The sequence below is a fragment of the Duganella hordei genome (assembly GCF_040369125.1).
Lineage (GTDB): Bacteria > Pseudomonadota > Gammaproteobacteria > Burkholderiales > Burkholderiaceae_D > Rugamonas > Rugamonas hordei.
Window position 1 is genome coordinate 191,155 of record NZ_BPWI01000005.1, and the last position, 15,946, is coordinate 207,100.

The window sequence follows — 15,946 nt, forward strand, 5'->3', positions numbered from 1 at the left end:
TCCGATGGACCGCAAGTATCTGGTCGTTTCGCTGCTGGGCCACGGAGCCGCCGCGTGGGTGTTGTGGAGCGTCGGCCAGCATGCGGCCGGCAATCAGAACGAAGTGCGCGCGGCGGACTACGCCGAGCGCGCCACCAGTGCCGCGCTGGGCCGCGAGATGAATGAGCTGGCCAACATCAAGGCCGCGCTGGAACAGGGCGACGGCAAGGATGCGGCCAGGCTGGCGGCATCTGGGCCGGCGGCTGCATCGCGCGAACAGCAGGTGCGCAAGACGCCGGAGCAGATGGCTGCCGCGATCAATGAGCTGGCGCAGTCCATCGAGCAGCTGCGGCGCGAGGCCAAGGCGGAGCAGCTGGCCAAACTGCTGAAGATATCAAGGGAAGAAGCCTTGAGAAAAACCGAACAGCGCAAGCCGCCGACGCTGGATCCGAAGACGATGACGCCCGCCGAGCTAAGTCTGGCGATGGGCCAGATGCAGCGGCAGGCCAGCCAGGCGCTGGCGGCGCGACAGGATCAACAGCAGCGTCAAGCTGACGGCGCGATGGTGAAAGGACAGGGCATCGGTGACGGTGAGAGCACGGGTTTCACCGGCGCCGCCGTGGGCCGCAGCGGCGCCACGCCGCTGCCGCTGGGCAGTGCGCTGGACCTTACCGATGCCACAGGGGCGGTGCACCGCGACTATTCCGCTGCCATCGCGGTGCCTGCGGTGAATTCGCTGACGTTGCGTCCCGGGGCCAGCCGCGCCATCGGCAGCGACGGCGTCTACGCCAGCCGGGTCTATATCGACACGTGGTACATGATCGGTCCGTTCCCTGCCGACGACAGCACCCGTGTTGCGCCGGAGTTTCCGCCCGAGCAGCAGATCGATCTGGATGCCGTCTACCTCGGCAAGGACCGCCGGCTGCTGAAATGGGAGTACACACATTTCGACCGTTATCCCGTCGTGCCGGTCGACGGTGCGCAGTACGCCATCTACTACGGCTATACCGAGATCGCTTCGGACCGCGAGCGCGATGCGTGGCTGGAGATCGGCGGCGACGACGATTCCAGGCTGTGGCTGAACGATAAGCTGGTGTGGGCCAGTTTCGAAGGCATGAAGCCGTGGTACCAGGATGGCGGCTATCGCTCGCTCCGCAAGGAGATCGACGCGCTGAACCTGACCGAAGGCAGCCGCAAGGTCCATCTGAAAAAAGGCCGTAATACGCTGCTGTTCAAACTCTATAACGGCCAGGCCGAAATGTTCTTCTCGCTGGTGCTGACCAGCGGGCAGCATCCGGCCGGCTCTCTTTAAGGTCGCCCATGTTGATACGCCGTTTGATTCCAGATGATGCCGCAGCCTTCCTCGCACTGCGGCTGGTGGGGTTGCGCGAGTCGCCTTCCGCGTTTGGTTCCAGCTACGAGGAAGAGCGCGACACGCCGCTGTCCACGATAGAAGCGCGGCTGGCGGCCGATTCCGGCCGCAATATGTTCGGCGCCTTTGATGGCGATGAACTGGTCGGCCTGGTCGCGGTGGGGCGTGAGACCGCGCTGAAAATCCGGCACAAGGGTTATATCCGCGCGATGTACGTGGCCGAAGCTTATCGGGGCAGGGGTGTTGGACGGAGGTTGATGGAGCACGCGCTGGCATTCGCCGCGACCATGCCGGGCGTGCAAAGGTTGACTCTGTCGGTCACCGCGGGCAATGCCGCGGCGACCGAGCTCTATGAGTCATTGGGCTTCCAGGAGTTCGGCCGCGAGCCGGATTCGATGATCGTCGACTGTCAGCTGTTCGACGAAATCATGATGTCGCGGACGATACTCGTTACTTCGCCGTCCTGAATCAGGCGGTGGCGTCGGCGCCCGCCGGTGCCGCCGCTGCGGCTTCCTGTTGCGTGATCTGGCGATTGACCGCGCTCAGCACCGCCTTGAACGAGGCCGTGACGATGTTGCTGTCGATGGCCGCGCCGAACAGCGTCGGGCCGTTGGCCAGGCGCAGTTCGACGTAGCAGGCCGCCTTGGCGTTGGCGCCCGAGCCGATCGAGTGCTCATGGTAGTCCATCAGCTTGATATCCAGGCCGAGCGCATCGACGAAGGCGTCGATCGGGCCGTTGCCGCCGCCCTGCAGTGCCATCGGCAGCTTGCGGTGGGTGAGGGCGATGTCGATCTGCACCGGCTCGTCGCTGCTGGTGTCTTCCACCATCTTGTGCGAGTTGTAGGCGTACGGCGAAACCTGCTCGAAGTATTCCTTGTTGAAGATGTCGTAGATGCCGTCGGCGGTGATCTCCAGGCCGGTGGCGTCGGCCACCGCCTGCACCGCGCGGCTGAACTCAATCTGCAGGCGGCGCGGGAGGACCAGGCCGTAGTCCTGCTCAAGCAGATACGCCATGCCGCCCTTGCCGGACTGGCTGTTGACGCGGATGACTGCGTCGTAGCTGCGGCCCAGGTCCTGCGGGTCGATAGGCAAATACGGAATCTCCCACAGCGCGCCTTCCTTCTGCTGGGCGAAGCCTTTCTTGATCGCGTCCTGGTGCGAGCCGGAGAAGGCGGTGAACACCAGGTCGCCGACATACGGATGGCGCGGGTGCACCGGCAACTGGTTGCACTCTTCGACGCACTTGCGCACTTCGTCGATATCGGAGAAGTCCAGGCCGGGATGCACGCCCTGGGTGTAGAGGTTCAACGCCAGCGTGACCAGATCGACGTTGCCGGTGCGCTCGCCGTTGCCGAACAAGCAGCCTTCGACGCGGTCGGCGCCGGCCATCACGGCCATCTCGGCGGAAGCGACGGCGGTGCCGCGGTCATTGTGCGGGTGGACGCTGATGATCAGCGAATCGCGGCGCGCCAGCTTGCGCGACATCCATTCGATCTGGTCGGCGTAGACGTTGGGCGTGCTGCACTCCACCGTCGACGGCAGGTTGATGATCATCTTGTTCTGCGGGGTCGGTTCCCAGATCGCGGTGACGGCGTCGCAGATATGCTTGGAAAAATCGAGCTCGGTGGTGGAGAACGACTCCGGCGTGTACTCGAAGCCCCATTCGGTCTGCGGGTGCTGCTTGATCAGTTCCTTCACCAGCTTGGTGCCGGTGGTGGCGATGTTGGTGATCTCTTCGCGCGACATGCCGAAGACGACTTTGCGGAATACCGGCGCCACCGAGTTATACAAGTGGACGATGGCGCGCCTGGCGCCGACGCAGGATTCCACCGTGCGGCGGATCAGTTCATCGCGCGACTGGGTCAGCACGATGATGGTGACGTCGTCCGGAATGCGGTTTTCCTCGACCAGCTTGCGCACGAAGTCGAAGTCGGTCTGCGAGGCGGAAGGGAAGCCCACCTCGATTTCCTTGAGGCCGATCTTCACGAGCAGCTCGAAGAAGCGCAGTTTTTTCTCGGCGGTCATCGGTTCGATCAGGGCCTGGTTGCCGTCGCGCAGATCGGTGCTCATCCAGATCGGCGGCTTCGAAATGACGTTATTCGGCCACTGGCGGTCGGACAATTGCACAGGGGGGAAGGCGCGATACTTCGCTGCTGGGTTCTGCAACATCATGGGGGGCTCCTGGGTCTTTAAATTTTGGAAAGTGCTGGATGCCGTGATCCGACGAATCGGTGTGCCGGCGCTACATGTGGCGAAGGGCTGCCGCGCGGCCACGGAATACTAGGCTCGGCAACCGATCGGTAGTTTTAGCAGTAGCGACAAGGACGAAGCTGGGAGCATCGGTGCAAACTTTCCTGGGATTTGAAGACATGTGCGGCTTGTGGCCGGCACGGGGTACAGCTGGAACGCGGCTAATTAAGCGCGTGCTAGTAGGCGCATCGCTAGCGATAGGGCGCTAGGCGACGGCAGCAGGAAAGCGGATAGGTGCAGATGCGAGGTCATGGACCTTAATGTACGAGATAGCCGGCGTGGCTGTCAAGGAAATTTGACCAACTTGCAATTTCTGCATAAGATCATGGCATTTTTGCCAACCCGAGACCCGCCTGCTGAAACTCTTCCGCACTTCCTACACTTTTGCCGAAAAGAAATAGGGTGCCAATATATTGCCACCAATAGCCGGCAGTCCTTTTTTGCCTGGATTGCCGACAACCGATTGAGATTGGTCCATGAAGAATATCCAGATTTTTGATGCGGCTGAGAACGCGGTTTACGACATCTTCGCTGCGACCGATGATGAGTTTGCTCTCATCTTCTCCGCAGGCACCGACGTTGCATTTATTGATGAGGTGTATCAACAGCAGTCCGCAGAAGTCTTAGATGCTGTTTTTAAGGCGATATGGGGACGTAGAGTACCCAAGAGTCAAGCGATGGGAATTCATGGAGTCCTCTTTTACGAGAGCGAGCATAAGAAGATCTATTACCCTACCCGTCGAGATGAAGAAGCCGTCAATCCAGATGGCTCAAGGCTACGATGACAATGGTCGGCAAAGGATGGAGGACTTATGATTAGCAAGGAAAGCGCTCCCGTTGCTTGGGCTATGCTCATGTACGAGCTTGAGGATGCGCAGGAGCACTTGGCTGCGCTGATATCGAAGTTGAACAGCGAATCCGATTATGATGAGGGTAATCTACGTATTGACCTCGGCCATGTGCTCTCCCATTTGAATAGAGCTTGGCATCGGCGAGATGCAGCCCAGGACCTGAATGAGGAACAATGGCTGCAAGCCAGCCAATTTCCTAAGGACCTGGACCCGGTTTAGAGTCCTTAGTGTTGAGTGTGCAAACGAAAGCGGTGCGCTCTTCACCGCTGCCGCGGGGCATTGTTTATCTGATCCATAATGCTTTTGATCTCGCCTTCCGCCTCCGGCGTCAAATTGATGAACATGCAGCCGATATGGACCTGTTCGCCCAGCAGGAAGGAGCGGATGGAGCGCGTGAAGCGTACCTCCAGTTCTGCGACGATGTCGGTTTCCAATCCCAGATACAGCTGCACTTCCTGCAGTTTGCGGCCCTTGAGCAAGCCCTTCGCATCGCTCTTCGAGCAACGCAGGCCGATCCCGCCCAGCGAGAAATCGTATATCGGCAACTCATGGGGGGTACCGTTCAGTTCATACGAAGCCATGAAACTGGCGCCCAGCGGCGTCTCCATGCGCTCCGAGGCGCGCCGGTTCAGCACCGCGCAGGTCTCCGGGAAGATCATCGGGATCAGCTGTGGCTGGCCGGGAAGCGAGGTCCATTCCGGCTTGGACAGGCGGAATTGCAGCTTCGCGCTGCGCAGCCAGGCGACAAAGGTGATGTTGCCTGGCTTGAGGGTCTCCCCTTCGTTTAACTCCATCACGAAATTCGGCAACTCGGGATCGACCTGCAGTATGCGTCCGAGCACCACCTCCCGGCTGCCGGCCGCGTACATCGAGATCGCGTCGCCGCTCGCTGCCAGCAGGGTCAACGCGTCGCCGATATCGTCTTCGGTCGTCATGTCATATGAGTTGGCCGAGACCGGGAAGGGGGCCATTGCATCTTGCGGCCGTGGAGGTCCTTTACGGATCTGGGCGGCAGAGGGCTCGTTGAGCAACATATGGCCTCCTTGTAGTTAGTGCAACTTTAGACATTGTTTAGGTCTGTTTATAATCCCATCATAGTTCGTGTTTTTCCATAAAGCAACTTTATTTTGATTTTGAGAAGAATTCGCCGTTGATAGAGTGCTGACACTCATTGACGCTGGAGCGGACAACGCGCATGGAGGCGGGGCCGCCGTCGACGGAGTTTGACCGCCAAGTTTGTTCTGTTGCTCATTACGAAGGTCCGCAACGGGAGGCTTCGGCCTAAAGTGAGATGCGTGAGCTTTGTAGAAATGCCAGATGCTATGCTGAATGCCTTCGGCCGGGGCTGGCCAGCAACAGACGTGTCAGAGATTGCACATGTGATGCTGTTCCATATGGCTGAGAAAATTTGACAGTTTTCGGCTGCGGATTCAAGCGGACTTTGCAAGACTTCTACTGGAATATATATGCCTCTAGCACATACCTTTCTCTTCAAGCGTAGTTTTGAATTCTTGCCTCGCGCTGAAATCGCTAGCCTTCCCGTGCTCATTCGTGGGATTTACGTGCTCTATCTCGAAGTCCCGCAAAAGGGCTCGAAAAGTAAAATGGATGTTGTGTATGTTGGTATGGCACGAGGCGACAACTCTGGTGCAAAGGGGCGACTCAAGAGTCACATAAAGACGAAAGCCGATTGGACTCATTGCTCTGTTTTTGAAGTTTGGGACAACATCTACCCACAGCAGATTGAAGAGCTTGAAGGTTTGTTCCGTCACCTTTATCGGCAAGACTCCGTTGCAAACAAGCTCAATAAACAGAAAGCTTATGCTCCTTTGGTTCGGCTCGCCAAAGCAACCAAATTAAAGGGCTCGTGACAGCTCTGGATTAAATCGGTGAGCCCAGGTGGCTACTCGGGTTACTTACTCCACAATCAGCCAAGGATTTTTTATGAAGAATAGCTTGCCCGAAGCAATTTATATAATTCTAGGAATTTTGGTTCTATGTGTCGGAGGGGTGGCATACACTACAGAGATCATAGGGACGAAGGAACTAGTTGCACCTGTATTATCTCTATTTGGTACATTTTGTGGTGCTCTCTTTGCCTTTAGACTTAACCAAGTAAAGGAAGAAAAGAAGTTACATTCAAATAGACAAGAGGCTTTGAATCGAGCATGCTTTTCCCTCGCGAGGCAGGCTAATGCTGTTCGGCAGCTTAAGAATTCTTTTGAGGAAATTCAAGATCCAATTCTTAGAGCACTTCAGTTGCCAGCATTGAAGCCCCCAAAATACGACTCTCTCAGTTTGAATATCTCGGAGTTAGACTTTCTACTTGAGACAGAGCATCGTGTCACATTGTTTAAGTTAGCGATTGAATTTGAACGTTTTCATGCTGCGATTGAATCGATTAATATTCGGAATGAATTCTACGTGAAAGAGTTTCAGCCAAGGTTGGCAGAAGTGGGATTGAACAGAAAACTAGCAACTGCGGATGAATTTGAGAAATTGCTTGGAGAGAGAATATATGGAACGGTAATGCATGGTACGCATAATGCATTTGAGCAACTTAAAGCTTCTGATAAAAGTATTCGTGAAATGGCAGATGATTTGATTAAAACGGCAAAGGCAATTTATCCTGGGAAGGAATTCATCAATTTCAAGATGCCGGGTGATGAGGGCGTAAAGGTCGAAGCAGCCGTTTAAAGAATTGGGTAACCTAGAAATTAAGCACAGCGAAAGTTCCAGCACTAATGATCTTCGTAGATGAAAGCATTCAGCAAGAGCTCGGCTATATTTGTGTGGGATTTGCTTACTGCTCGGAGTTACCCGACGCAACCATTAATCAAGCAATTGCACAAGCTGGCCTAGTACCTGGCGTGGATGAGTATAAGAGTGGATATCGTATGGTTGGCTCCAGTACGCGCATAGCTCTAAGGAACTCAATCTCTGACTTGGTTCTTGAGAAATGTAAGATTGGCATTTATGTTGCGGCTATCGAGGAGCGCCCAGTGCTAGGTAAAGCTATCGTCGATACTGTTATTAGTATTGTTAATGTTAATAATTTGGAGAAGCCACACGCAGTATTTGTCGACGAAGGTATCGCGTTGAAATGTCAACTTCCTGAATATATTCAGCTAACGTCGAACTGCGACTCTCGTAAGGTTCCAGGAATTCAACTGGCCGATTTCGTGGCCTATCATTGCTCCTATTTACTCAAATGTGCTTTATCAGGAGCATCGAAGAAAATTATTATGCCGCAGGATGAACCACATCCGTTGGCTGGCGAAGAAGTTGCGCTAGATTGGATATTGCGAACAAACTTTCGGCGTCACTTCTTTGTCGAGGATAGGAACGTGGAAGAAATCAAAGGAGATGACTGGTTATTTAAACTTGCCGGATATGGTGCATTCTTTTCTCCGCAATTGAGTGAGGCAGTAAGGCAAGCAGCAGAAACTATATTTGACTCGATGTATTTTGGATGTGTCTGGTAAGAGTTCTTATGCGTCATTAAACGCCGAGAGCGGCTGTCGCCGGAACCCGAACCAATTTATTTGCGGATGAGGGATGAACGAAGAACATATTCACTGATTCATCGATTCCCCAAGATATCGAGGGCGGATTAATACAATTTTTAGACCACTTTGATTCTATCGAATAAACGTACGTTTTCCAGAGGAATAACGAACTTCTGCTTCGGGGCGGTTTCAGCCTAAAGTGAGAATTCGTGAGTTTTGCTGATTGGCAAGCTGCTATCCTGAACGCCGTCGGCCGAATTCGGCCAGAAGCCACCGTAATGTCGAGACTAGAGCGATACGTCTTTAGCAACACGGTTAGGCGAAGTAGTGTGTTTGGATGTTGACGGGCTCATCGTACACTTCGATCAACTGAACCTTAAAAAGTAAAACCAAAAGATATGCCTGGCATTCCCGAAGAAATCCTTGATCTAATTTTCGCGGGCGAGAGCGAAACCCTCGAGTTCAAAACGGCTCTGAGTGACCCAGCAACGCTTGCGCGGCTAATCGCGTCATTTGCAAATACGAGTGGCGGCACAATCCTTGTTGGAGTTTCAGAGCCTCCTGCAGTTATTGGAATTGATCCAGATCGCTTCGAGCGAGTCTATAAGGCAGCACTCCAGCGGCTGGAGCCGGAGGGAGTGCGGACGTCTCTTAGGTTCCTGGATGGCGGCGGAGGATTGAAGGTTGCGGCCGTCGACGTGGAGAAGTCTCCCCAACTTGTTCTAACCCAAGGTAGTGCGTTTGTGCGGACGGGGTCAGTTACACGGCCGATGCAATGGACGCAGATGCTGCAGCAGGTATCTACCACACAACCACACGTCACGCTTCAGACTCTAGCACAGGCCATCGAGAAGCAAACAGCGCACCTTGAGAAGCTTTCCGCAGACAATGACGACCTCAAGGATGAGCTCAGAAAAGCAAATGATCCTGCTGCAAAGAGGAAGGAACGTGGTTATGGATTTCTTTTTGGTATTGCGGCTTCCCTGATAGCGGCGCTGTGTTGGGTAGGTGCAACCAAAGCCTTTCCAATTCTGAAATAAGCTCCAGACAGGCATCAGGCAGTTCTATGCAAGGTCTGCATTCTGTCGGTCCCGGCCTGCCGCCATTGCTGCCGATCTCGTAGCTTAACAACCTGCTATGTTGAGTTGACAGGCTGGGTCCGGCCAAATGCAGCCTCATGCAATAAGTCACTTATTGCGCATTATTAGGGAAATTGGAGAAGGATTTATGAGTGACGACGAAGTTTTAAGGCGAGAAGCTTTGGCTCGCGCTGCAATCAAGCAGTCCGTTGGCACACAGGAAGATGAGGAAGGTGCTGAGTTGTTCGCATCGCATCATCTAGAGGAGCTGGAAGGCGATTACTGGCACAAGCACCTTGGGACAAGGAATCCAGAACCTGCGCGAATCCTCGATATCCTCGAGTTACGCTCGCATTGGTCAGATGATGACGACAACGGCTTAGATGTCTTTGACTTTACTCTTCCGGACGATGTTACAGACTATGTAATTAGCGTTCGCTTTGACGAAACTGGAAAAGTCAAAGATATCTCCATGGAAAGTTAGCAGCACAGGAGCAGTGTCCGCTAAGGGGGCGCGAGCCGCCGATCGTCTGACGGGATGTGTAGCTCGCCCTGTCTTTCTCAGCCACTGTATCTTTTGGTTTCGGGGGCTCCCCGCATAACGCCGTCACCGGTGGCGGGATCGTTATTGCACCTTCATCGCTGCGCCGGATTCCGGGTTGTTCGCCGGTGGCGCGGATAGTGCGTTGCGCGGCTTGTTGGCTGCCGCGCGCTCTTGATCATGCAGTCCGTCGCGTGGCGGCGCGCTTCCTCCAGCCGCGATGTGTACTCCAGGATCTCGCCGCCGAAGGTTGGGCGCCGTCCATTGGCGGCGGATATTCGTTCAGGAGACGACGATGCGCGGCGTGCCTTCGGCCATACGGCCGATCACCGCCGCTTCGCCGAAGCCTTCGCGGTGGAACAGGGCCAGCACTTCGTCCACGCTGGCCGGATCGCACGACACCAGCAGGCCGCCCGAGGTTTGCGGATCGGTCAGCAGCATGTGCTGCGCCTGCGTGATCGACGGCGACAGCTGCACGTCCTTGCCATAGCCTTCCCAGTTGCGGCCGGAGGCGCCGGTGAAGTAGCCCTCGTGCGCCAGTTGCTCGACGCCCGGCAGCAAAGGGATCTTCGCCATGTCCAACTGCGCTTCCAGCTTGGCGCCGCGCGCCAGTTCCAGCAGGTGGCCCAGCAGGCCGAAGCCGGTGACGTCGGTCAGCGCGTGCACGCCGGCCATCTCGGACAAGGCCTTGCCGGGCTTATTCAGCTTGGTGGTGTTGGCGATCATGGCCTTGTAGCCGTCGGCGTCCAGCTTGTCCTTCTTCAGCGCGGCGGACAGCACGCCCACGCCTAGCGGTTTGCCCAGGATGAGCGTGTCGCCGGCCCTGGCGTCGGCATTGCGCTTGACCTTGGACGGATGCACCAGGCCCAGCACCACCAGGCCGTAGATCGGTTCGACCGAGTCGATGGTGTGGCCGCCCGCGATAGGAATGCCGGCTTCGGCGCAGATCGATTCGCCGCCCTTGATGATCTGGCCGATGGTCTCGATCGGCAGTTTGTTGATCGGCATGCCGACCAGTGCCAACGCCATGATCGGCGTGCCGCCCATCGCGTAGACGTCGGAGATGGCGTTGGTGGCGGCGATGCGGCCGAAGTCGAACGGATCGTCGACGATGGGCATGAAGAAATCGGTGGTGGCGATCAGCGCCTGCTCGTCATTGAGCTTGTAGACGGCAGCGTCGTCGGCGGTCTCGATGCCGACCATCAGTTCCTTCGGCACCGGGAAGCCGGTGGAGTTCTTCAGTATCTCCGACAGCACGCCGGGCGCGATCTTGCAGCCGCAGCCGCCGCCGTGGGAGAACGAGGTCAGTTTGATAGCGTCATTGCTCATTTTGATTTCCTTGATTGGTCTTGTGTTGAAGCAGATTATCCACCAACTCCAGCAATGCCGCCTGCTCGGCCGCTGGAGCGAAGAGGGGAGCGCGGGCGTCGCACTGCGCGCGCAGGCGCGCGTGAAAGTCCTGGTCCTGCACCGCGCGGTCGATCAGGCGCGCCAGCGCGGCGGCGTCGCCGGGCGGGAAATAGCCGGCGTAGTCGTCGCCCAGCATGCCGCGATTGCCGCTGATGTCGCTGGCCAGCACCGGCACGCCGCTGCAGACAGCTTCGATGATGACGTTGGCGCCACCTTCCATGTGCGAGGTGATCGCCATCAGATAGCTGCGCTTCAGGCGCTGGCGCGTGGCGGCGTGCGGCAGGGCGCCCAGCCAGCGGTAGCGCGGCTGCGCGGTGGCCGTCGCTTGCGCGGCTTCGGCCAACTGCTGTTCCAGCGCGCCGCCAATGTGGACCAGGCGCGCCTTGGCCGCCGTGACCAGTCCGGCGGCACGCATGAAGGTCAGCGGGTCTTTTTCGGCGCGCAGGTGGCCCACCATGACGACGTCGGCGTGGCGCCGCGCGGCTGGCGCGCGGGCGGGCCGCAGCGTCGGCGCCGACTGGAAGATGACGCTGGCCTTGGCGCGCAATGGCGCGGGCAGGGCATCCATGCCGGCCGGCTGCAGCAGCACCAGCGCGCTGGCCTGCCGCAGCGAGCGCTGGGCGCTGGCGTCGGTCTCGATGTCGCGGTATAGATCGGTGCCGGTGAGCAGCAGGATGGACGGGCGGTGCGGATGCTGCTCCGCATAGGCCGCCAGCGACGGCGCGGAGCGGCGCGCGTGCAGCGCGATCAGCAGGTCGGGAGGCCTGGTATGGGCCGCATTGCCCATCTCGTCCGGGTCGGGCCATTGTTGCGAAATCGTTACCTTGTAGCGCGTGCGCAGAAAGCGCGCCCAGCGGCTCGCGCTCTGCCAGTTGCCGTTGTTGGCGCGCGCCGAGGCGGGGCTGACGATCCAGATGTGGTGTGCGGTCACTGGTGTTTTGCCTGGAAATCGTTACAATCGGCCCATGAATTCAAGTCCATCTTCCTTCAGGATCGCCACGCCCCGTCAACTGGCGGAGGCGCTGCGGCATGCGCGGGATTATACGCTGTCGCTGTTCGAATGCTTTGCCGCCGCCGGCATGGACGTATCCGAGCGTGTGCCGCAGCTGCGCATCGTCAATCCGCCGTTGTGGGAGCTGGGCCATATCGCCTGGTTCGCCGAATGGTTCATCCTGCGCGATGCCGCTTCCAGCGATCCGGCTGATGCCGTCGGCAACTGCCTGCTGACCCGCGGCGACGGCTGGTTCGACTCCGCGCGCGTGCCGCACCGCAGCCGCTGGACGCTGGACCTGCCCAGCGCCGGTGCGCTGAAGACCTACTGCCACGAAGTGCTGGACCGCGTGCTCGACAAGCTGTCGCGCGAGCCGAACGACGATGCGGCGCTGTATCCCTACCGCCTGGCGCTGGCGCACGAGGACATGCACGGCGAGGCGCTGCTGTACACGCTGCAGACGCTGGGCCTGGCCGCGCCGGAGCGGGCGCCGCGCGACGAGCAGGCCTTGTTTGCGCCGTCCGAGATCGGTTTCCCCGGCGGCACCATCCAGCTGGGCAGCGCCGAAGGCCATGGCTTCGCCTTCGACAACGAACGCCAGGCGCATGCGCACCGCGTGGCGCCGTTCGCCATCGACAGCACGCTGGTCAGCAACGCGCAGTACGCCGACTTTGTCGCCGACGGCGGCTATGACAACCGCCAGTTCTGGAGCACCGCCGGCGCCGACTGGCTGATGCGGCAGGATCGCTCGGCGCCGCGCTACTGGCAGCGCGACGGAGGCCAGTGGCGCACGATGCGCTTCGGCCAGCTCTCGACGCTGGCCGGCGCAGAACCGGTGCGCCACGTGAACCTGTATGAAGCGCAGGCTTACTGCGCCTGGGCCAACCGCCGCCTGCCGACCGAGGCGGAGTGGGAATATGCCGCGCTGTCGGGCCATCCGGCCTTCCGCTGGGGGCAGTTGTGGGAGTGGACGGCGTCGCCATTCGAGCCTTATCCGGAGTTCCAGGCAGACCGCTACCGCGAATATTCCGAGCCCTGGTTCTCCACGCACCAGGTCCTGCGCGGCGCCTCGTTCGCGACGCCGTCGCGTTTCGGATCGGCCAGGTTCCGCAACTTCTTCATGCCCGAGCGCGACGACATCTTCGCCGGCTTCCGCACCTGCGCCTGGCCCGGATAGTCTTTTAGCGAGGGCTCTGCTATCCTTTTCTTTTTCCAGAAAAGGGCGCATCCCATGAAGTTCAAGCATCTCCTGATTTCCGCCGCCGTCCTGGGCGCCCTGGGCGCGGCGGCGCCGTCGTTCGCCGACGCCGGCAAAGTCGTCGCGATCCGCGCCGGCAAACTGGTCGACGTGGTGGCCGGCACGGTGCTCAAGGACCAGACCATCATCATCACCGGCGATCGCGTTACCTCGGTCGGCCCGAGCGCATCGGCCAAGGTGCCGGCCGGCGCGCAACTGATCGACCTGTCGTCGCAAACGGTGCTGCCAGGCCTGATCGACATGCATACCCACCTGACCGGCGACCCTTACCTGGGCGGCTACAACGCGCTGGGCGTATCCGACACGCGGGCCGCGCTGTACGGCGTGCGCGCCGCGCGCAAGACGCTGGAAGCTGGTTTCACCACGGTGCGCAATGTCGGCGCCAGCGGCTTCGGCGACGTCGCGCTGCGCGACGCCATCAACGACGGCGATTTCATCGGCCCGCGCATGCGCACGGCCGGTTACGCCATCGGCATCCAGGGCGGCCATTGCGACGAGAACCTGCTGCCGGCGGAGATGAAATTCACCAGCCGTGGCGTGGCCGACGGTCCGTGGGAGGCGCGCGCCAAGGTGCGCGAGATGGCCAAGTACGGCGCCGACGTGATCAAGATCTGCGCATCGGGCGGCGTGCTGTCCAAGGGCGACGAGCCGGGCGCGCAGCAGTACACGCTGGAAGAGATGCAGGCCATCGTCGGCGAGGCGCATAAGCTGGGCCGCAAGGTGGCGGCGCATGCGCACGGCACCAGCGCCATCCGCGACGCGATCATCGCGGGCGTCGATTCGGTCGAACATGCGAGCCTGATCGACGACGAAGGCATCCGGCTGGCGCGCGAGAAAGGCACCTACCTGGTGATGGACATCTACAACGACGACTTCATCCTGCAGGAAGGCGAGAAGGCCGGCATGCTGCCGGAATCGATCGCCAAGGAAAAGGTCATCGGCCAGCTGCAGCGCGATAACTTCCGCAAGGCCTTCACCGGCGGCGCGAAGATGGCGTTCGGTACCGACGCCGGCGTCTACCCGCATGGCGACAACGCCAGGCAGTTCGCCTACATGACCAAGTACGGCATGACGCCGATGCAGGCGATCCAGGCGGCGACCATCAACGCGGCCGACCTGCTGGGCTGGAAGGACCGCGTCGGCTCCATCAGCGCCGGCAAGTTCGCCGACATCATCGCCGTGAAGGGCGATCCGTCCGAGAACGCTTCCGAACTGACCAAGGTGACGTTTGTGATGAAGGGCGGCGAAGTAATCCGCCGCTAGGCTGCATAGGGTCTGACAGGCCATCAAACTGGCTCGCGGGGCCATGCTGTTGTGGCGCGGATGGTTCGGGAAGAACGTTGTTCTTCTATATACTTTTCGCTTTCACTTAGTGCACTGCGAGCCGGTATGCGTCCTCAAGTTTTTTCCTTTATCCTGGCCTGCGCGCTGACCGCCTGCGGCGGTTCCGGTTCCTCTTCGGGCACCCCGCAGGCGGATGCGACCGCCGGCACCTTTGTCGGCACTTCGCCCGACACCACGGCCGGCATCACCGTCACCGATCCGCAGGTAGTGAGCCTGCCGTCGATGCACGACGCGCTGGTCATCGGCGACCACATCGTGGTGCGCTCGCAATCCGCTTCCTCCATCACCGTCAACGGCAAGCAGCTATACGCGCGCACGCGTTTGAGCCTGCTGGACAAGGATGGCAAGCTCACTGCCAGCACCGACTACGGCTTCGCGCTGGCGGCCGGTTATACCGGCGACTGGTTGATGATGCCGTCGCCGGATGGCTTCATCATGGTCCAATCCGGGCCCGGCACCAAGCTGCTGCACTTCGACGCGCAAGCGAAACTGGTGGGCGGCGCAACGGACCTGTATCCGGTGCCGGCTGCCGATTCCACCAGCGAATTGTCGGCGGCCGAAAGCGGCGCCGCCATGGACGGCAACGGCTTCTGGCTGGCTAGCACATTCTCGCGGCTTCCGATCACCGACAAGACGCAGTACCTGCTCAAATTGTGCAAGTTCGATTTCAACGGCAGGCAGCTGACCCCTCCATTCGAGATTTCGACGTCGTCCCTGCATCCGCGCGTGGCGGCTGCTGGCGGCGCGGTGCTGACGGCCTGGCTGGAAAACGGCGGCGCCATGCTGGCCATGTGGCCGAAGGGTTTGGGCGCGCCGGTGTTACGTACACTCGCCACCGGCGGGGCGCAGCCTTATCCGACAGTGTTGGACACCAACGGCAAGATGGGCGTGCTGTGGAACGCCAAGGGCACCACCACCAGTCCTGGCGGCGTGAATGGTGTGGCGATTGATAGCAACGGCGCGCCGGTGCTATCGGTCAGCAACTCCGACCTGGCGCTGGAGACCCTGTCGGGTCACTGGAAGGGCAATGTGCGCGGACCGGAATTCGATGCGCGGGCATACAAGGGCAGCCTGCTGCTGGCCGATTTGGTGCTCGGCTCCTACAACCCCGGCGATCCGATCGGCGACATCGTGGTGCTGGCCGACTATGGCGTGGGCACGGCGGCGCTGACGGCGCAGAAATCGCTGGTCGAGCGTGTCCGGTTGACCGGTCCGGGGACCGGCATCGGCAGCTCGCCGGTGTTCCGGCAGATGCTGTTCGCCGATCACGCGATGCTGCTGATCGGCGACGAAAACCAGCTGCGGACCGTGCGCGTGGTTCGCAACTAGCAAGACGGGGTCAGATCTGACATTTGGACACGA

At 59.4% G+C, this 15,946-nt stretch carries 17 protein-coding genes; 12 read left to right on the forward strand and 5 right to left on the reverse strand.

Going from position 1 to position 15,946, the window contains the following annotated elements:
- Positions 1 to 4: 4 nt before the first annotated feature.
- Positions 5 to 1,291 carry a BAR domain-containing protein gene (locus ABWW33_RS13970; RefSeq protein ID WP_353402262.1) on the forward strand — a complete coding sequence of 429 codons (1,287 nt, stop codon included), beginning with the start codon at positions 5 to 7 and terminating at the stop codon, positions 1,289 to 1,291.
- An 8-nt stretch (positions 1,292 to 1,299) separates the two neighbouring features.
- Positions 1,300 to 1,818 (forward strand): GNAT family N-acetyltransferase, encoded by a 519-nt coding sequence (locus ABWW33_RS13975; RefSeq protein WP_353402264.1) that lies wholly within the window; start codon positions 1,300 to 1,302, stop codon positions 1,816 to 1,818.
- A 1-nt stretch (position 1,819) separates the two neighbouring features.
- Here ABWW33_RS13975 and leuA read toward each other — a convergent pair whose 3' ends face one another.
- Positions 1,820 to 3,523, reverse strand: a complete 1,704-nt coding sequence (leuA, locus tag ABWW33_RS13980) for a 2-isopropylmalate synthase (RefSeq protein ID WP_353402266.1) — start codon at positions 3,521 to 3,523, stop codon at positions 1,820 to 1,822.
- 554 nt (positions 3,524 to 4,077) lie between these two features.
- Here leuA and ABWW33_RS13985 point away from each other — a divergent pair.
- Both ABWW33_RS13985 and ABWW33_RS13990 read left to right on the forward strand, forming a co-directional pair.
- Positions 4,078 to 4,386, forward strand: a complete 309-nt coding sequence (locus ABWW33_RS13985; RefSeq protein ID WP_353402267.1) for a DUF8220 family protein — start codon at positions 4,078 to 4,080, stop codon at positions 4,384 to 4,386.
- A gap of 27 nt (positions 4,387 to 4,413) precedes the next feature.
- Positions 4,414 to 4,671 (forward strand): hypothetical protein, encoded by a 258-nt coding sequence (locus tag ABWW33_RS13990; protein WP_353402269.1) that lies wholly within the window; start codon positions 4,414 to 4,416, stop codon positions 4,669 to 4,671.
- A 41-nt stretch (positions 4,672 to 4,712) separates the two neighbouring features.
- Here ABWW33_RS13990 and ABWW33_RS13995 read toward each other — a convergent pair whose 3' ends face one another.
- Positions 4,713 to 5,486, reverse strand: coding sequence for a flagellar brake protein (locus tag ABWW33_RS13995; protein WP_353402271.1), 774 nt, complete (start codon positions 5,484 to 5,486; stop codon positions 4,713 to 4,715).
- A gap of 432 nt (positions 5,487 to 5,918) precedes the next feature.
- Between ABWW33_RS13995 and ABWW33_RS14000 the strand changes: the two genes are divergently transcribed.
- The 5 genes from ABWW33_RS14000 (at position 5,919) to ABWW33_RS14020 (ending at position 9,524) form a co-directional block, all read left to right on the forward strand.
- Positions 5,919 to 6,323, forward strand: a complete 405-nt coding sequence (locus ABWW33_RS14000) for a GIY-YIG nuclease family protein (RefSeq protein WP_353402272.1) — start codon at positions 5,919 to 5,921, stop codon at positions 6,321 to 6,323.
- A gap of 73 nt (positions 6,324 to 6,396) precedes the next feature.
- On the forward strand, positions 6,397 to 7,149 hold the full coding sequence (locus tag ABWW33_RS14005) for a hypothetical protein (protein WP_353402273.1): 753 nt from the start codon (positions 6,397 to 6,399) through the stop codon (positions 7,147 to 7,149).
- 47 nt (positions 7,150 to 7,196) lie between these two features.
- Entirely contained in the window at positions 7,197 to 7,937 is a 741-nt protein-coding gene (locus ABWW33_RS14010; RefSeq protein WP_353402275.1) for a DUF3800 domain-containing protein, read from the forward strand.
- 422 nt (positions 7,938 to 8,359) lie between these two features.
- Positions 8,360 to 9,001, forward strand: coding sequence for an RNA-binding domain-containing protein (locus ABWW33_RS14015; RefSeq protein WP_353402277.1), 642 nt, complete (start codon positions 8,360 to 8,362; stop codon positions 8,999 to 9,001).
- Between the two features lie 187 nt (positions 9,002 to 9,188).
- Complete coding sequence (locus ABWW33_RS14020) at positions 9,189 to 9,524, forward strand: DUF2004 domain-containing protein (protein ID WP_353402279.1); 336 nt, start codon at positions 9,189 to 9,191, stop codon at positions 9,522 to 9,524.
- Positions 9,525 to 9,676: 152 nt separating this feature from the next.
- On the opposite strand, the gene ABWW33_RS14025 is transcribed toward ABWW33_RS14020, so the two are convergent.
- The 3 genes from ABWW33_RS14025 to senB are packed head-to-tail and all read right to left on the reverse strand — an operon-like array spanning position 9,677 to position 11,922.
- Complete coding sequence (locus tag ABWW33_RS14025; RefSeq protein ID WP_353402637.1) at positions 9,677 to 9,859, reverse strand: heavy metal-binding domain-containing protein; 183 nt, start codon at positions 9,857 to 9,859, stop codon at positions 9,677 to 9,679.
- A gap of 4 nt (positions 9,860 to 9,863) precedes the next feature.
- The gene (gene selD / locus ABWW33_RS14030; RefSeq protein ID WP_353402281.1) at positions 9,864 to 10,910 is read right to left on the reverse strand and encodes a selenide, water dikinase SelD; all 1,047 of its coding nucleotides are present in this window, start codon (positions 10,908 to 10,910) and stop codon (positions 9,864 to 9,866) included.
- Positions 10,900 to 11,922, reverse strand: a complete 1,023-nt coding sequence (gene senB / locus ABWW33_RS14035) for a selenoneine biosynthesis selenosugar synthase SenB (RefSeq protein ID WP_353402283.1) — start codon at positions 11,920 to 11,922, stop codon at positions 10,900 to 10,902. The genes selD and senB overlap by 11 nt, the downstream gene beginning before the upstream one ends.
- Positions 11,923 to 11,956: 34 nt before the next feature.
- On the opposite strand from senB, the gene senA reads away from it, so the two are divergent.
- The 3 genes from senA to ABWW33_RS14050 all read left to right on the forward strand — a co-directional run bounded on the left by senA (position 11,957) and on the right by ABWW33_RS14050 (position 15,913).
- Positions 11,957 to 13,159, forward strand: a complete 1,203-nt coding sequence (gene senA / locus ABWW33_RS14040) for a selenoneine synthase SenA (RefSeq protein WP_353402285.1) — start codon at positions 11,957 to 11,959, stop codon at positions 13,157 to 13,159.
- A 54-nt stretch (positions 13,160 to 13,213) separates the two neighbouring features.
- Entirely contained in the window at positions 13,214 to 14,503 is a 1,290-nt protein-coding gene (locus ABWW33_RS14045) for a Xaa-Pro dipeptidase (RefSeq protein WP_353402287.1), read from the forward strand.
- A 126-nt stretch (positions 14,504 to 14,629) separates the two neighbouring features.
- Complete coding sequence (locus tag ABWW33_RS14050) at positions 14,630 to 15,913, forward strand: hypothetical protein (RefSeq protein WP_353402289.1); 1,284 nt, start codon at positions 14,630 to 14,632, stop codon at positions 15,911 to 15,913.
- Positions 15,914 to 15,946: the final 33 nt, after the last annotated feature.

What these genes read in the sequence shown, in the direction of transcription:
- ABWW33_RS13970 (WP_353402262.1), top strand. Translation starts at nt 5, where the DNA reads ATGGACCGCAAGTATCTGGTCGTTTCGCTGCTGGGCCACGGAGCCGCC.
- ABWW33_RS13975 (WP_353402264.1), top strand. Translation starts at nt 1,300, where the DNA reads ATGTTGATACGCCGTTTGATTCCAGATGATGCCGCAGCCTTCCTCGCA.
- leuA (WP_353402266.1), bottom strand. Translation starts at nt 3,523, where the DNA reads ATGATGTTGCAGAACCCAGCAGCGAAGTATCGCGCCTTCCCCCCTGTG.
- ABWW33_RS13985 (WP_353402267.1), top strand. Translation starts at nt 4,078, where the DNA reads ATGAAGAATATCCAGATTTTTGATGCGGCTGAGAACGCGGTTTACGAC.
- ABWW33_RS13990 (WP_353402269.1), top strand. Translation starts at nt 4,414, where the DNA reads ATGATTAGCAAGGAAAGCGCTCCCGTTGCTTGGGCTATGCTCATGTAC.
- ABWW33_RS13995 (WP_353402271.1), bottom strand. Translation starts at nt 5,486, where the DNA reads ATGTTGCTCAACGAGCCCTCTGCCGCCCAGATCCGTAAAGGACCTCCA.
- ABWW33_RS14000 (WP_353402272.1), top strand. Translation starts at nt 5,919, where the DNA reads ATGCCTCTAGCACATACCTTTCTCTTCAAGCGTAGTTTTGAATTCTTG.
- ABWW33_RS14005 (WP_353402273.1), top strand. Translation starts at nt 6,397, where the DNA reads ATGAAGAATAGCTTGCCCGAAGCAATTTATATAATTCTAGGAATTTTG.
- ABWW33_RS14010 (WP_353402275.1), top strand. Translation starts at nt 7,197, where the DNA reads ATGATCTTCGTAGATGAAAGCATTCAGCAAGAGCTCGGCTATATTTGT.
- ABWW33_RS14015 (WP_353402277.1), top strand. Translation starts at nt 8,360, where the DNA reads ATGCCTGGCATTCCCGAAGAAATCCTTGATCTAATTTTCGCGGGCGAG.
- ABWW33_RS14020 (WP_353402279.1), top strand. Translation starts at nt 9,189, where the DNA reads ATGAGTGACGACGAAGTTTTAAGGCGAGAAGCTTTGGCTCGCGCTGCA.
- selD (WP_353402281.1), bottom strand. Translation starts at nt 10,910, where the DNA reads ATGAGCAATGACGCTATCAAACTGACCTCGTTCTCCCACGGCGGCGGC.
- senA (WP_353402285.1), top strand. Translation starts at nt 11,957, where the DNA reads ATGAATTCAAGTCCATCTTCCTTCAGGATCGCCACGCCCCGTCAACTG.
- ABWW33_RS14045 (WP_353402287.1), top strand. Translation starts at nt 13,214, where the DNA reads ATGAAGTTCAAGCATCTCCTGATTTCCGCCGCCGTCCTGGGCGCCCTG.
- ABWW33_RS14050 (WP_353402289.1), top strand. Translation starts at nt 14,630, where the DNA reads ATGCGTCCTCAAGTTTTTTCCTTTATCCTGGCCTGCGCGCTGACCGCC.